The 14,091-nt window shown below is 35.8% G+C and carries 14 protein-coding genes; 7 read left to right on the top strand and 7 right to left on the bottom strand.

The features are described from left to right. Nucleotides 1-3: 3 nt before the first annotated feature. The 4 genes from VZD24_RS12885 to VZD24_RS12870 all read left to right on the top strand — a co-directional run bounded on the left by VZD24_RS12885 (nucleotide 4) and on the right by VZD24_RS12870 (nucleotide 4,463). Entirely contained in the window at nucleotides 4-996 is a 993-nt protein-coding gene (locus tag VZD24_RS12885; protein ID WP_342687851.1) for a GNAT family N-acetyltransferase, read from the top strand. Beyond that, a complete protein-coding gene (locus VZD24_RS12880; protein WP_342687850.1) occupies nucleotides 993-2,093 on the top strand; it encodes a DegT/DnrJ/EryC1/StrS family aminotransferase in 1,101 nt (366 codons plus the stop codon). Before VZD24_RS12885 ends, VZD24_RS12880 begins: the two co-directional genes overlap by 4 nt. A gap of 44 nt (nucleotides 2,094-2,137) precedes the next feature. Beyond that, nucleotides 2,138-3,385 carry an O-antigen translocase gene (locus tag VZD24_RS12875; protein WP_342687849.1) on the top strand — a complete coding sequence of 416 codons (1,248 nt, stop codon included), beginning with the start codon at nucleotides 2,138-2,140 and terminating at the stop codon, nucleotides 3,383-3,385. A gap of 94 nt (nucleotides 3,386-3,479) precedes the next feature. Continuing rightward, nucleotides 3,480-4,463 (top strand): hypothetical protein, encoded by a 984-nt coding sequence (locus VZD24_RS12870; RefSeq protein WP_279447239.1) that lies wholly within the window; start codon nucleotides 3,480-3,482, stop codon nucleotides 4,461-4,463. Nucleotides 4,464-4,466: 3 nt separating this feature from the next. Here the strand turns inward: VZD24_RS12870 and VZD24_RS12865 are convergent, their stop codons facing one another. Then, nucleotides 4,467-5,606, bottom strand: a complete 1,140-nt coding sequence (locus VZD24_RS12865; protein WP_342687848.1) for a glycosyltransferase — start codon at nucleotides 5,604-5,606, stop codon at nucleotides 4,467-4,469. Between the two features lie 133 nt (nucleotides 5,607-5,739). Here VZD24_RS12865 and VZD24_RS12860 point away from each other — a divergent pair, with 133 nt between their 5' ends. Both VZD24_RS12860 and VZD24_RS12855 read left to right on the top strand, forming a co-directional pair. Beyond that, a complete protein-coding gene (locus tag VZD24_RS12860) occupies nucleotides 5,740-6,849 on the top strand; it encodes a glycosyltransferase (protein WP_342687847.1) in 1,110 nt (369 codons plus the stop codon). Continuing rightward, nucleotides 6,836-7,255 carry a sugar 3,4-ketoisomerase gene (locus VZD24_RS12855; RefSeq protein WP_279447242.1) on the top strand — a complete coding sequence of 140 codons (420 nt, stop codon included), beginning with the start codon at nucleotides 6,836-6,838 and terminating at the stop codon, nucleotides 7,253-7,255. Before VZD24_RS12860 ends, VZD24_RS12855 begins: the two co-directional genes overlap by 14 nt. Here VZD24_RS12855 and VZD24_RS12850 read toward each other — a convergent pair. Genes VZD24_RS12850 through VZD24_RS12840 form a run of 3 tightly spaced genes read right to left on the bottom strand, consistent with a single transcriptional unit; the run spans nucleotide 7,238 to nucleotide 9,796 of the window. Next, nucleotides 7,238-8,164, bottom strand: a complete 927-nt coding sequence (locus VZD24_RS12850) for a glycosyltransferase family 2 protein (protein WP_342687846.1) — start codon at nucleotides 8,162-8,164, stop codon at nucleotides 7,238-7,240. The genes VZD24_RS12855 and VZD24_RS12850 overlap by 18 nt on opposite strands. 13 nt (nucleotides 8,165-8,177) lie before the next feature. After that, complete coding sequence (locus VZD24_RS12845) at nucleotides 8,178-9,056, bottom strand: glycosyltransferase family 2 protein (RefSeq protein WP_279447244.1); 879 nt, start codon at nucleotides 9,054-9,056, stop codon at nucleotides 8,178-8,180. Further along, a complete protein-coding gene (locus VZD24_RS12840) occupies nucleotides 9,053-9,796 on the bottom strand; it encodes a class I SAM-dependent methyltransferase (protein ID WP_342688812.1) in 744 nt (247 codons plus the stop codon). The genes VZD24_RS12845 and VZD24_RS12840 overlap by 4 nt, the downstream gene beginning before the upstream one ends. Before the next feature lie 103 nt (nucleotides 9,797-9,899). On the opposite strand from VZD24_RS12840, the gene VZD24_RS12835 reads away from it, so the two are divergent. Continuing rightward, a complete protein-coding gene (locus VZD24_RS12835) occupies nucleotides 9,900-11,534 on the top strand; it encodes a S8 family peptidase (RefSeq protein WP_342687844.1) in 1,635 nt (544 codons plus the stop codon). 32 nt (nucleotides 11,535-11,566) lie between these two features. On the opposite strand, the gene VZD24_RS12830 is transcribed toward VZD24_RS12835, so the two are convergent. From VZD24_RS12830 to VZD24_RS12820, 3 genes are read right to left on the bottom strand one after another with little or no spacing between them, the layout of a single operon-like run. Further along, entirely contained in the window at nucleotides 11,567-12,250 is a 684-nt protein-coding gene (locus VZD24_RS12830) for a cell division ATP-binding protein FtsE (RefSeq protein ID WP_279447247.1), read from the bottom strand. Further along, entirely contained in the window at nucleotides 12,198-13,568 is a 1,371-nt protein-coding gene (locus VZD24_RS12825; RefSeq protein WP_342687843.1) for a hypothetical protein, read from the bottom strand. Before VZD24_RS12825 ends, VZD24_RS12830 begins: the two co-directional genes overlap by 53 nt. Continuing rightward, a complete protein-coding gene (locus tag VZD24_RS12820) occupies nucleotides 13,565-14,041 on the bottom strand; it encodes a tail fiber protein (protein WP_279447249.1) in 477 nt (158 codons plus the stop codon). Before VZD24_RS12820 ends, VZD24_RS12825 begins: the two co-directional genes overlap by 4 nt. Between the last annotated feature and the right edge of the window lie 50 nt (nucleotides 14,042-14,091).

The raw sequence follows: 14,091 nt of genomic DNA, 5'->3' as shown, positions 1-14,091 counted from the left end.
AAATTGAAACCAGACAATTTGGAAAATTTCAACATAAAAAAATACAATCCGTCGCAAAAAAACCTGTGGGATAGCTTTGTAAAAGAAGCAAAGAACGCTACGTTTTTGTTTCAGCGCGATTTTATGGATTATCATTCTGATCGTTTTACAGACCATTCATTACTGGTTTTTAAAGGTGAAAAGTTAGTTGCTGTGCTCCCTGCAAATATTTCCGGTTCCGAGTTACATTCGCATCAAGGGTTATCGTACGGTGGCTTAGTTTTAAGTAAGAAATGTACTTTTCCTGAAACTTTAGCAATATTTAAAAATGTGCTCGCTTTTTTAAATAGGGAAGGAGTAGCTGTTTTAAAACTGAAATTGATTCCCAAAATATACCATCAATTGCCGAGTGACGAAATTGATTATTTATTGTTTTTAACCCAAGCATCGCTAACTCGTAGAGATATTACAAGTTGTGTTAACAATGAAAATAGTTTAAAAATTAAATCTTCAAATCGCTTACGCGGAATAAAAAAAGGAGTTAAAAACGAGTTAGAAGTTAAAGAAGAAGCAAAATTTAAAGCGTATTGGAACGAAGTCTTGGAACCAAATTTAATGCAAGTGCACAACCAAAAACCCGTTCATTCTTCTGCGGAAATTGAACTGCTTCAATCCCGATTTCCTGAAAACATAAAACAATTCAACGTTTATAAAGATGACGAAATCGTCGCTGGGGCAACTATTTTTGAAACATCAAATTTAGCGCACGCGCAATATATTTCGGCAAATGAAATAGGGCGGCAAACAGGTGGTTTAGATTTTCTTTTCAACCATCTGTTGGAGCATTTTTCGCATAAAAAATATTTCGATTTTGGAATTGTAAATGAAGAGCAGGGAGAGAAGGTAAACAAAGGGCTTTTGCACTGGAAAGAAACCTTTGGCGGCCGAAGTATAACCCACGATTTTTACGAGGTAAAAACCGAGAACTACGAACTTTTAAACGATATTTTTATATGATTCCCTTTTTGGATTTAAAAGCAATCAACCAACGTTTTGAAGCAGAATTTCAAGACAGTTTCCAACAATTTATAGATTCGGGTTATTATATTTTGGGAAACCAAGTGAAGATTTTCGAAGCCAATTTTGCCAGATTTTGCGGCGCAAAACACTGCATTGGCGTTGGCAATGGCTTAGATGCATTACGATTGATTTTGGAAGGGTATAAAATTCTCGGGAAATTAAATGAGAACGATGAGGTTTTGGTTGCCTCAAATACATATATCGCTACTATATTGGCGATAAAGCAAGCCGGTTTAAAACCTGTTTTGGTGGAAGCCGATTTCGATACTTATAATTTTGATTTAACTTCACTTATAAATTCAATTTCTGAAAAAACCAAAGCGATAATGCCCGTTCATCTTTACGGACAAATTTCGTTGATGGAGGAACTTTTAAAAATTTCTGAAGAACATAATTTACTTGTAATTGAAGATGCGGCACAGGCACACGGCGCAAAAAATGCAAGTGGCAAACGTGCAGGAAATATTGGCAATGCCGCAGGATTTAGTTTTTATCCGTCAAAAAATCTAGGGGCATTAGGCGATGGTGGCGCCGTAACCACAAATGATGATGCCTTGGCAGAAATAGTTCAAAAGCTTAGAAATTACGGTACTTCCACCAAATATGTAAACGAATTAATGGGATTTAATTCTAGGCTCGACGAGTTGCAAGCTGCATTTTTAAATGTGAAATTACCAACGCTCGATGCCGATAATGAACGGAGACGAGCAATTGCGAAACGATATATTTCCGAAATAAAAAACAAGAAAATAACACTTCCAAAATACGATGGTAGTGAAAATCATGTATTCCATCTTTTTGTAATTCGAGTGGAAAACAGAAATGTTTTTATAGATTATTTAGACCGAAACGGAATTGGTCATTTAATTCATTACCCAATTCCACCGCATAAACAACAGGCACTTACAGAGTTTGCGCATTTAAGTTTTTTAAAAACAGAAAAAATTCACGAAAAGGTAATCAGTATTCCTATGAGTCCAATAATGGCAGACGAAGAAGTAGATCGGGTTTGTCGGGTTTTAAATCTATATTAATTTTGAAAATCCCACAATTTATACGTCAAAATTTACTTTTAAAGATGACTTCTTTAAACGCAGGAGTTATTGGGGTACGGCTATTTATTTCGCTATTTATTCAGCGATTATTGGCTGAAATTGTTGGAGAGGCAGGGATTGCAAAAATAGGCTCGTTGCGCAATCTATTAGAGATGCTCAGTTCGTTTGCATCTGTAGGAATATTTAGTGGGGTTGTAAAATACGTTGCGGAATATCAAGATGATAAAGAACAACTTCAGAAGCTTTTTTCTACAACATTTGTATTTACCGTTCTTGGAACTATTGTAGTTTCTGCCGTTCTTTTTATAGGTTCGGATTATTTAAGTACAACTATTTTTGAGTCGTCAGATTACATTTATCTTATAAAGTTGTTGGCCGTAATGGTGCCTTTTATAAGTATGTATCGCATTTTTAACGGTATTGTCAATGGGCTTTCACGCTATAAAAAATTAGCCGGAATAGACCTTTTTAGTTATATAATAAGTGCAATTCTTACTGTTGTTTTATTACTTACAAACAATATAGACGGCGCCCTTATTGCAATTGCAATTACCCCCGCGCTACAATTTTTTGTCTTGCTTTTTATTTTTATAAAAGTTCTTCGAGAATATGTGCAGTTTTCACAACTCACCTTTAAAATGCCTATGGCCAAAGGATTATTGGCTTTTTCGCTAATGTCGTTTTTTTCAACGGTATTGTTAAATTACGTTGAAATAGATATTCGTGTAATGATCCAAAACCGCATTAATATTAACGATGCAGGTATTTGGACTGCAATGACCAATATTTCTAAAAACTACATGGTTTTTTCAAGTGCAATTTTTACGCTTTATGTGCTTCCAAAGTTTGCAAGCATTCACAATAAAAATGATTTTAAGGCAGAGCTCTTCAATATTTACAAAACATTATTGCCGCTTTTTGGAGTAGGAATGTTGCTTATTTATTTCCTTCGCGATTACGTAATTATGATAATCTACCCAGATTTTCACGGTATGGAATCGCTGTTTAAATGGCAACTTTTGGGCGATTTTATACGTTTGGCCGCATTGGTTTTAGGATATCAATTTCTGGCTAAAAAAATGGTGCGTAACTTTATTTTTTCCGAAGTGTTATCGTTGGCTCTTTTCTATGGCTTTGCCTATTATTTTGTTGATATTTATGGTGTTGAAGGTGTGGTGATTGCACACTTTTTACGATATTTTATATACTTTTTTGTCGTACTGTATTTGGTTTTCCGATACTTTAAAAAGCAGCGAAAGAAGGAGAGTTAATTACCTTTTTTGGATATTAATCTCTTTAATAAATCAACAAGGCAAACAACAGATAATACGTACCTTTGCACAAATTTTTTAAGTAGTATTTTTTATGTCCGCTCCGCTTTACAATCCCTTTGAAGATTTAGTTTTCGACCCTCATTTTTGCTTTCTCTCCGGCGCATTGACCACCGAACGGATTTCTGTTTTTCCAGAATGGCTTATGGATCATTTTAAGTTTGGTGATGAACGCATTGAGATGATGGATAAAACCAAGGCTTATAAATACTCCGATCTTGAATTGCCCTGCGCTCCCGAAGTAAAAGAAGCTTTTGCCCAATTAGATCTAAAAATTCAAGCTGCCTATAAAAAAGGTTTTGAAGGAATGGCGGCACTCGAAGAAAAATTACTTTTTCAGTGGACCGGTAGAATAGTGTACGGTTTACTGTATTACGAAATGGTTTACGAACGAAATAGACTTCAAAAATTAGGGGAAGATTTTAACCTTTCTCCAATGCTTCGCGAACGTTTTGGGCATTTTCATTTAATGCTTCAATCTTTGGTTGAACCAATTTCATTTGTAGGTCAAAAACCTTGGAGCATCATTGTATTTCCACTGAAATATTCGGCAGATATATTTAGCTATCGCGATGACACCGTAAATTTATTGTTTTCCATGGGCGTAAATGGTTTTGGTATAATTGCGTGTTTGCAGGACAATGGTGCCATAGGGGAGCGACAAAACGATATTGTTGAAAAAATGAAAGGCCACGTGTTGCACCCTATTCAATTTGAAGAATTATACGCGCGTTTTCACTATTCAGATTATATATTTCAGTACAAGCCCGAATATATAATTAACGCGACCGATACTGATATAAGTATTGAAGCCCTGCCCATAAAAAAAGTAGGTAGTAAACCTGTTTTTGGAATTTGGAACGACGATATGTTTGCCCAATTACTCGCTAACTACTGGCAAGTGTACGGTATTGAACGAGAAGATATTTTAAAATTTCAAAAACCACCACTTAGCTTTCTTGAAAATCCGTACTCCAAAGAATTTATTGTTCCGGAAACTATCGATTTGCCTTTTTAAAATTTAGGCTACTTTCCAAAATTCTAAATATTTTTTGGCGATGGAAATATAGTCGTGTTCGCGCTCAATAAACTGCCGGGCATTTTCTGAGATACGCGTTAGTTTTTCTGGATTTAAAATTAAGTTTTCAAGCTTTTTAACCAAATAATCTACGTCGGGAAGCGTATTTATACACACTTCGTCTTCCTTTAAATTAAACCATTCCAAAAACTCGGTTTCGGCACCGGTAAAAACCACTTTTCCTTTTGCCATTGCTTCCAACGCATTATAACCTTGGTCGTACGCAAACACTTGGTCTAAGAGAATATGTGCCGAATTATATTTTTCAATATACTCCAAATACGGCACGTTTTCAACTGTAATTACTTCAACTTTTGAAGGGTGTTTTTGCAGTATTTTTTTAAGTGCCGCTTCAAAATAATCATTTCCTTTTTTATAATAATTCTCCCGATTTATGCCGTGAAAAATAATGATTTTGCCTTTGGAAGAAATAGACTGAAACTGTAATTTCTTCGTATTTATAGGATTCGGAATTAGCCCGTAATACTTTTCGGTTCCCTGTAGCGGAATTGCGTAATCAAAATCTGAAGCTGCTACGCCTTTTACATTTTGAAGAGTGAATTTGTGCAAATCTTCAAATTCGGGGTTTAAATATTTTAATGCGGGATAAAAATCTTTTTCTGAAACTTTCCCTTCAAAAAGTGGATCGAAAATAGAATATCGAAACTTTTTTTCGAAGGCGTATTTCACACTGGTATAATCGGTGCCGCAGGAAAGAAGAAAGAGTTTTTTGTTGTTGTTTTTTAAAAATGAAATGATTTCCTTTTCATATTTTGGTAAAATCCCAAACGAACTTTCATTTATAAACTGCACCGCATCAAAACCTTTAAATTGTTCTTTCTGCTGAAAAAATTGATTTTTTAATGAAAGAGAAGTAATGTCCAAGCCAAAAAGTCTGTACAATCCAACCTTTATTTTTTTTAAAATACCAGAATCGAAATTGCGCTTTAATAGAATGTCCGACGGATAATTTTTAAAAGCATCGCCAGTTGAAACTAGCGTTACTTCGTGGCTTAGCGCCAATAATCCTTCTTTTAAGGAATTGTGCAATCGGCTGTATTCGCCCACCAAAAGTATTTTCATGTGCAGATTGTATTATTTTTATCGGTTAAATATACATTTCAATTTATACTTTATGCCTTGCAGAAAGATAGCTTTGGATGCTTCATAAAACTTATATTTGCGCTGTACAACCAAAAATACACAATAATTAGCGATGCCCGCTGAAAAGAAATTTAAAGTATGCCTTGTTTCCATTTCGCTCGCCAAGGGCGGGTTGGAGCGGTCTTGTGCCATGCTTTCACAAATGTTGGAGGCTCGGGGCCACGAGGTGCATTTGGTAATTTTGAACGATGAAATAGACTATCCTTTTAGCGGTAAAATACTGAATTTAGGAAAAATAAAAACCGAAAATGACGCCTTAGTAAAACGATTACTTCGATTTCGAAAATTTCGAAATTATTTAAAAACAGAAAAATTTGATGTAGTAATAGACCACCGCCCTAAAAATATCTTTAATCGCGAATTGTTTTACGCTAACTTTATTTACCGTGAAATAAATAAAATTTACGTGGTGCACAGTTCAAAAAAGACAGAATATTTAACTGAAAACCCGAGTGCATTTTCAAAAATTTATAGAAAAAACAGTATAAATATAGCCGTATCAAAATACATTGAAACCGAAGTTTTAAGAAAGGAAGGAATAGAAAATTCCATAACCATTCACAACGCTTTTAACCCTGCTTGGGAAATTGACGGCGGTGAATTGCCCGAAATACTTCAAAATAAAAAATACATTCTCTCCTACGGTAGATTGGACGATTCGGTTAAAGATTTTTTATTTTTAATTGAAGCTTTTATGCAATCCAGCGTTTGGGAAAAAGATGTTCATCTCGTTATTTTGGGCGATGGAAAGGATAGGGAAATGCTTCAGAAATTTGCAAACTCAAAAGCGTGTTTTGATAAAATAATCTTTTTGCCTTTCACAAATAGTCCATTTGCCATTATCAAAAATGCCCGCTGTGTTAGCCTTACCAGCAAATACGAAGGTTTCCCGATGGTGCTTGTAGAGTCCCTTTCGTTGGGAACACCGGTGGTTTCGCTGGATATTGTTTCGGGTCCTTCCGAAATTATACAACACCATAAAAACGGTTTGTTGATTCCCGAAAGAAGTTTACCTTTATTCGCTGAAGCGCTGCAAAGCGTATGTTTTGATGAAACGCTTTTTCAAAATTTAAAGAAGAATACAAAATCTTCCGTCGAAAAATTTTCAATGCAAAATATTTCTGAAAAATGGAACCAAACTTTACTTCATGCACTACGTTGATTTGGATAAAATAGCCCTAAAGGAAATTCCTAAAATTAGCGACCCCGACGGTCGCGGTAATCTTTCTGTAGTAGAAAAAGACTTTTTGCCATTTACAATAAAACGGGTGTATTATTTGTACGATGTGCCAAGTTCTTCAACTCGCGGCGGCCATGCGCATAAACAATTACAGCAGTTTTTAATTGCTCTAAGCGGTAGTTTTGACGTGGTTTTAGACAATGGCAAAACACGGCGCACAATTACTTTAAACAGACCAGATAGGGGGTTGTTAATTCCAAATGGTGTTTGGCGCGAACTAGAAACATTTTCATCGGGAGCTGTTTGTTTATCTTTAGTGAGCGAAGTGTATAACGAAGCAGACTACATTCGCGATTACGATGAATTTAAATTATTTAAAGGTGCCTAAACGCAAGCCTAATTTTTCTAGATTATTTTTCGTTTTTGAAAGATATTTAAGAATTGTTTTGTTTTGACGCAGCAGAAAGCGTTGTTTTTTACTGAGATTGGTCTGATTTATTTTACCTAAGTTTTTTTTAAAAGCCGGTTTATCACCTTCCATTTTTGCCAAAATACAAAGCGAATATCTGTTTAAATCTAAAAATTTTTTTAACGCAGGATTATTTTCTTCAAAAGGTTCGTAGGCTTCAAAATTGGCTTTTTCAGCAACGTTTTTTACACTGTTAAACAAGCCACTTGTGCGTACTACATACGTTGCGCAAACTTTTGGGCTAAAAACTACTTTGTATTTCAGGCCAATGCGAACGTATAAATCTGTGTCTTCTCCACTCTTTATTTCAGGATTATAATTTCCTACTTCATCAAAAACACTTTTTTTTACTACAAAAGACGAACTGTGCAAAACCGAGTCTAATTGGCTCGCCTCAAAATAATCTACCAGTACCGCATCATTATCAATTCTCTTTATGGAATAACTATTTTGAAATTTTTTTCCGTTGCGAATAATCTCGGCTGCAGTGGCAAATACATATTGGTTTGAAAATTTTTTCAGCAGTCTATTTTGTTCTTCCAAATAAAATGGATACCAATAATCGTCTGCATCTAAAAGTGCAATATTTTCGCTTTGTGCTTTTGCTATCGCTGCATTTCGAGCTGCTGCGGCACCTTTATTTTGTTGCGAAAAATAACGAATACGCGAATCGTTGAACTTTAAAATTTCGGCTTCACTAGTATCGGTACTACCATCGTTTACAATAATAATTTCAAAATCGGAAAATGTTTGCGCCAAAACACTTTTCAGGGTGTCGCCAATGTACTTTTCTTTGTTATAAACCGCTATTACTACTGAAAATTTCATCGTGTCATATTTTTTATAAACTGAGGTAATACCCCAATCTATATACGTCGAAGATAACCAACGAAGGTCTAGACGACAAGAGGTTTTTTTCCATAGCGGCTTTAAAAGTTTTATAAAATACAGAAGCCACCTCCCTCAATTTGTACTTTTTTAGTACTTCTGCTTTTTTAGAAAGCGCGGTTTCGTTGTGTTTTATTAAGCCTTGCGCCACAAAACTATGCAGACTTTCTACAGATTCTCTTGATTTGCGAAGAAATATTTCGCTACTCTCCAAACCAAGATGAATTACAGGATTATCTATATGTGCCACGTGTATGTTTTTTGCCTTGGCATCTAAAGCAAAAAGCGTGTCTTCGTGCCTTAAATTTGGAATTTCCTCATTAAAAGCTAATTTGGAAAAAACCGATTTTTTTATCAGAAAGTTAAGTGTTAAAAAACGTAGATGCGGTTGTTTTTCCCTTTCTGGAACTGGGAGGGCCTCTCTTTCTTTCCCGTACTGCCAGCGCAAGATTTCCGATTTTGGGGGTGGATCGGATTGATAGAGGATGCCGCCGTAAATAATTTCAGTGTGTTTATTTATTGCGGCTAAGTATTTTTTTAGAAAATCGGCTCTAATTATTTGGGTATCGGCATCTAAAAAAAGCAGGTTTTCGTATTTGGCATTATTAGCCAAAAGGTTGCGAATAGCACTCCTGCCAATATTTTTTTTCAATTTATGGTATGTTGCATTTTCCAAACTGTTTATGGCTTCGTTTTCAGCAACGGGGTTTGGCGAACAATCATCGTAAACGTTTATTTCAAATATAATAGCCAATTTTTTAGCCTGTACATGCAGCGATGCTACCAACTTAAAGACATTGTAATTATATGTGGGAATTAAGATTGAAATCATTTTTTCGATATTAATATGGTTTCTTCCACAAACCCATAACGCTCGTTTTCCGGAAATGTGTTTATTTCTACATTTTTAAAGCCGCTTTCTTTTAATCTTTCTTGCAATCCAGCTACCGAATAAACGCGCACATGATCCTCTTGTCCAAAAGCTTTTAAGCGGGCTTTTGGGGTTTTTATTGAAGCATCTTCGAATGTTTTTCCCGTCTTAAAAGGAGTTTGGATAATGCAGGTTCCATTGCTTTTTAGAACGCGATGTAATTCGGTCATGGCTTTTCTATCGTCTTCAATATGTTCTAAAATGTGATAGCAAATTATTAGGTCGAAAATATTTGCACCCAACGGAATTTGGGTAATGTCGTACTTGTGTTCGGCAATAAATTCGGCCTCGTAATCTGTGCTAAAGTAAGTAATGGATGGGTTTTTCTTTAGCAATCTATAAACACTTCGCGATGGGGAAAAATGAAGCACTTTCCCGTGGAGCAAATTGTTTGAATGTAATAGCGAATATAGTCTTCGAGTTCGCGAACGGCTTCCACAAAATGGACAGAGCAGATCTGCCGGTATTTTTATAAAACGTTTAATACCTTTCCCACATACAGTACACTCGTGATTTTTTCCTCGTAAGTGAAATGCAAAAATAGATCGAAAAAAAACTTCGTGTTCAAAAAGTAATTTTTTTGGCACGAGGGTATATGCTGCCTTTTTAAGTAATTGGTACATGCCGCTAAAATACAGCAATCTTTTTTGGAAGGCGTATATTTTTAATTAGAAAATGCTTTAAATTATTTCCTTATTTCTTCAATTTTGAAAAAAGAAGTACCTTGTGTAAAAAGATTGATACGTGCGAATTCTATTTTTATTTTCATTGAGTTTTTTCTTCACATTTTCAGCCTTTGGGCAGGAAGAAACTTGGTTTTTCCTTCGTGCTCGCGACACTTCATTCGTACCTTCATTTGAAAAAAAAGATGCTTATTTAATTTACACAGGAAACGATGCCCGATTGAAAGCTGCATTGCGGAATTATAAAATTAAAACCTTCAAAAAAACGTGGAAACACGCCCGAAAGGAAAACCTGCAGAAAACATTCTTCGTAATTGCAGATAAGCAAGCCCTCATGACAGATTTGCTGCAGAATGCATCGCATCTTTTTGAATTTGGAGAACAAATAGCACAAGAAGATAAAAAAATTTTTGAACCCAACGATTACGGGTTAACCAGTACTATTGGCGAAAATCTTGGCGCACAGGTAAATCTAGATTATTTAGATGTAATGGAAGTGCCCAAGGCGTGGTATTACACCACAGGATCGCGCGATGTTATTGTTGGAATCTCTGACGGTTCCGTTCCGACAGACGATATTGAATTTGCTGGAAAGAGTAAGGTGATTCGAGAATCCTTTTTGGCAAAAGGCCACGGTATTTCAGTAGCCGAAACGGCTGCAGGTCAAGGTGATAATGGTTATGGTATTGCTGGCGTGTGTTATGATTGCAGTATTTACGCTACAAATTATCGTCATTTTGATACGTTGGAACAACTTGTTGAACTTTCTAAATTAGGTGTAAAAGTAATTAACTGCAGTTGGGGGCTTACCCATTATTACGAAACTGCACAACAAGCTATATACGAAATGTTAAACAATGGCACGGTGGTAGTAGCCATTGGCCACAATCAATCTTATTATCACACCAAAGGACAAAAGTATTATTATCCGGCTTCATATGATGGTGTAATTTCGGTTTCGTCGGCGTCGCATCGTTACGAGCATTATTGGGAAAATATTCGTGTGGAAGAAGACAAAGGTTTGTATTATGTAAAAAACATTCGCAATTATGTAGGGCTCACAGGTGGTTTTAAAAACAATGATACTACTCAAGTTCCACATTTGTACCCAATTAGTATTAGAAACCTGAACAGTGCAATTGATATTGTGGCGCCTTCAAGTGGTTTGTTTAGGTACAGCGAACTGGCACTGAGAGATAAAATAGACGTGAGTGAATTTAATCAAACTTCGGGGGTTGCTCCTTTAGTTACGGGTACTGTCGGACTTATGTTTTCGCTCTATCCTTGCTTGCCAGCTGACCAAGTGGAGAGCATTATTAAACTTACATCATCCAATATTGACGATGTAGAACCCAATAAACCGTATGCAGGAATGTATGGCGCCGGAATGCTAAACACCGGTCGCGCCGTAAAGATGGTTTTTGATATGTTTGCTGGAAAAGGTGCTGTAACAATGGAAAATCAGCGTTTTAGCCGTTGGAATTTTAAACTTACCGCCCTTGCCGAAGTGGTAATTAAAAATCAGGAATTTACTGAAGATGCTCGTTTAGATTTAACTTCAAAAAGAGGTATTGTTATTTCAGAAAATACAGTTTTAAAGCCGGGTGCACTCGGAAAAATTCATCTCAAAATTGATCCATCACTCGAGAAAGAGTGTGAGTTGCAACTTCGCGATCCGAGTATATTGGATGATTAATCTTTAACCGAAAACTGACAACCGATAACGGTTTACACCGTCTTCTGCACAACTTCAAAAATTTGGTTTTCGTCGCACTTTAGTGTTTTGGAAGGATATTTCAACAGTAAGGCATAGTCGTGGGTTGCCATTAAAATAGTATTTCCGTTTTTATTTATTTCGCGTAAAACCTCCATTACTTCTACACTCGTTTGCGGATCGAGATTTCCGGTTGGCTCATCTGCTAAAATAAGTTCGGGGTCGTTTAAAAGTGCACGGGCAATTGCCACACGTTGCTGTTCGCCCCCCGAAAGTTGGTACGGGTATTTAAAAGCCTTGGTTTTCATATCTACTTTGGCCAGCACATCGTTAATTTTGCTTTCCATGGCAGCTTTGTCTTTCCATCCAGTTGCCGTTAGTACAAAAAGTAAGTTGTTCTGAACCGTACGATCGTTCAGTAATTTAAAATCTTGAAAAACTACACCTAATTTTCGACGTAAAAAAGGAATATCTTTTTCTTTTAAAGTGGCAAGATCGTACCCCACAATATTGCCTTCACCTTCTTTTAGCGGAAGATCGCCGTAGAGGGTTTTCATAAAGCTACTTTTCCCGGTCCCAGTTTTTCCGATAAGGTAAACAAATTCGCCTTTATCAACTCTTACACTTACATCGGAAAGCACCAAATTATCGGTTTGATATATAGCGGCGTTTTTTAATTCTAAAACTGGCTGGGACATATTTTTTATTATTTAGATAAAATTGAATGACAACAATAAGAATCAATGGAAAAAAAGGCATTGAAAAGCGCGCGTTGGAACCAAAGGTTACTATTGCTTGTCCAACAGATGCGCCCAAAATTAGTAAAACACAGAAGAATTCAAAAGTAAATAACAATTTTCTATTTCGAATTCTTTTATAAAAATGAAACGCACAAATTATTAAAAAAAGTATTTTTAGAAATAGCACGATAGGGGTCATAATAAACAGCCAAAATCCAGCTAACACCCACTTAATTTCTTTGATCGGAAACGATTCGTAATTCCACATTACACCTGTGCCCCAAAAATCTATCCACGATAATGTAACTCTTTTTAAATAAGCGAGTTTGTTGTTTTTTATCAAATCGATATTCATGGGTATTAGCAACTGCGAAAATTCGGCGACTGTAATTGAGTCTTTTCTCTCCAAATCTGCAAAAACATGCCAAATGGCCATGGCGGGATCTGAGCCATTCGCAATTACTGAATCTCGTTTCCGAATATGCAAATCGCGAATCTTGGCGTATTTGTTATCTGCATTTTGAACAAAGAAAACCGTTGTTTGGGCAGTATTTATGCCGGAATAGCTAGTAATGGCCTTATAGCCCGTATGTGTTTCGTTAAACGAACTCCACAACGAATAAAAGGTAAACGCAGGAAAACAAATAAGTAAAACACTAATTATATTGTGAAATATACCGTTTTTAAAATTTAAGACTACATAATAAAAAGCAATAAACGGGGGGAGAATTATAAACATTGGTCGCACAACGAGAACCATGGTTGCGGCTATTCCAATTAAAAACACAGTAAAAAAACTGAGACGCTGTGTAAAAAAACCGGTTTTAAACAAAACCCATACGCAAAACACTAAACAACTTAGCGTAAGGCTCTCTGTAAGAATTGCACGCTCGTAAAATAAGAGGTGCATAAAAATGGAAGGAATTAACCCCACCACAAGTGCATAATTTAAATTTTTGCTTTGTTTAAAAAAGATATAAAAAAGCATAAATGATGTGAGTATGCCGAGAATGCTTTGATAAATTGTGGTAAGTGGACCGGAAAGATCTGCTAAATAAATTAAAAATGGATAGCCCGGAGTTCGCGTGCCATTATAACCATTAAAATTCCAGCTTTTAATCATTTCGGCAATGGTAAAATACCCGCCGGAATCATTAAAAATACTCACATGGCCATTGTAGAGAATATAGACTAAAACTCGCGCCACTACACCAAAAGCAAAAAGGAAAAAATAAGGATGCCTTTTAGCTAATTGCCAGATTTTTTTAAGAATCATTTATTAAGAGTTTGAACGATTTTCTTTAAGGCATCAATTTCTTTTTGTTGCTGCAGCGTATAAAGGGTTAATTCCTCAATTTTTTGAAGTAAAAGCAGGTTCATTTCCTTTAGTGAAATTCCTTCCATTTCCATCTTTTCGGCGGAAGGTATATTGGGCAAATGGTGATTTTCTTTTAAAAAGACTTCAAGATCTTCCAGGGAAATTAAATTGTATTCCGGCATTATTTCAGAAAAACCGGTGTAATAGCTTTCAAAAACATAATCGGGCGCTACGGCACCGTATAAATCTACCATTACTTCCTGTGTGTGAATTTTTCCTTTTACAGTTAACAGTTCATCGGGCGTTGTGGTGCCAATGCCAATTTTACCATTTTTTTCAACAAGATTTTTAAAAGGATTGCGTTGGGCTGTTGCAGAAAAACAAAACAGCAGAACAATAACAATTACGATTTTAGGAAACAATATTTTCATAACAAATAATTTTTATAAAAATAGGGGTTATTTCTGGAATCGTAATTGTT

The sequence above is a fragment of the Aequorivita flava genome (assembly GCF_038742595.1).
Lineage (GTDB): Bacteria > Bacteroidota > Bacteroidia > Flavobacteriales > Flavobacteriaceae > Aequorivita > Aequorivita marisscotiae.
Note: the sequence above shows the minus strand (reverse complement) of the source record. Positions and strands in the feature narration are given on the sequence as shown.

Bases quoted from the DNA above. Each gene is read 5' to 3' on its own strand.
- VZD24_RS12825 (WP_342687843.1), bottom strand. From the start codon at position 13,568: ATGATTCTTAAAAAAATCTGGCAATTAGCTAAAAGGCATCCTTATTTT.
- VZD24_RS12875 (WP_342687849.1), top strand. From the start codon at position 2,138: ATGACTTCTTTAAACGCAGGAGTTATTGGGGTACGGCTATTTATTTCG.
- VZD24_RS12860 (WP_342687847.1), top strand. From the start codon at position 5,740: ATGCCCGCTGAAAAGAAATTTAAAGTATGCCTTGTTTCCATTTCGCTC.
- VZD24_RS12850 (WP_342687846.1), bottom strand. From the start codon at position 8,164: ATGAAATTTTCAGTAGTAATAGCGGTTTATAACAAAGAAAAGTACATT.
- VZD24_RS12880 (WP_342687850.1), top strand. From the start codon at position 993: ATGATTCCCTTTTTGGATTTAAAAGCAATCAACCAACGTTTTGAAGCA.
- VZD24_RS12865 (WP_342687848.1), bottom strand. From the start codon at position 5,606: ATGAAAATACTTTTGGTGGGCGAATACAGCCGATTGCACAATTCCTTA.
- VZD24_RS12870 (WP_279447239.1), top strand. From the start codon at position 3,480: ATGTCCGCTCCGCTTTACAATCCCTTTGAAGATTTAGTTTTCGACCCT.
- VZD24_RS12830 (WP_279447247.1), bottom strand. From the start codon at position 12,250: ATGTCCCAGCCAGTTTTAGAATTAAAAAACGCCGCTATATATCAAACC.
- VZD24_RS12820 (WP_279447249.1), bottom strand. From the start codon at position 14,041: ATGAAAATATTGTTTCCTAAAATCGTAATTGTTATTGTTCTGCTGTTT.
- VZD24_RS12855 (WP_279447242.1), top strand. From the start codon at position 6,836: ATGCACTACGTTGATTTGGATAAAATAGCCCTAAAGGAAATTCCTAAA.
- VZD24_RS12845 (WP_279447244.1), bottom strand. From the start codon at position 9,056: ATGATTTCAATCTTAATTCCCACATATAATTACAATGTCTTTAAGTTG.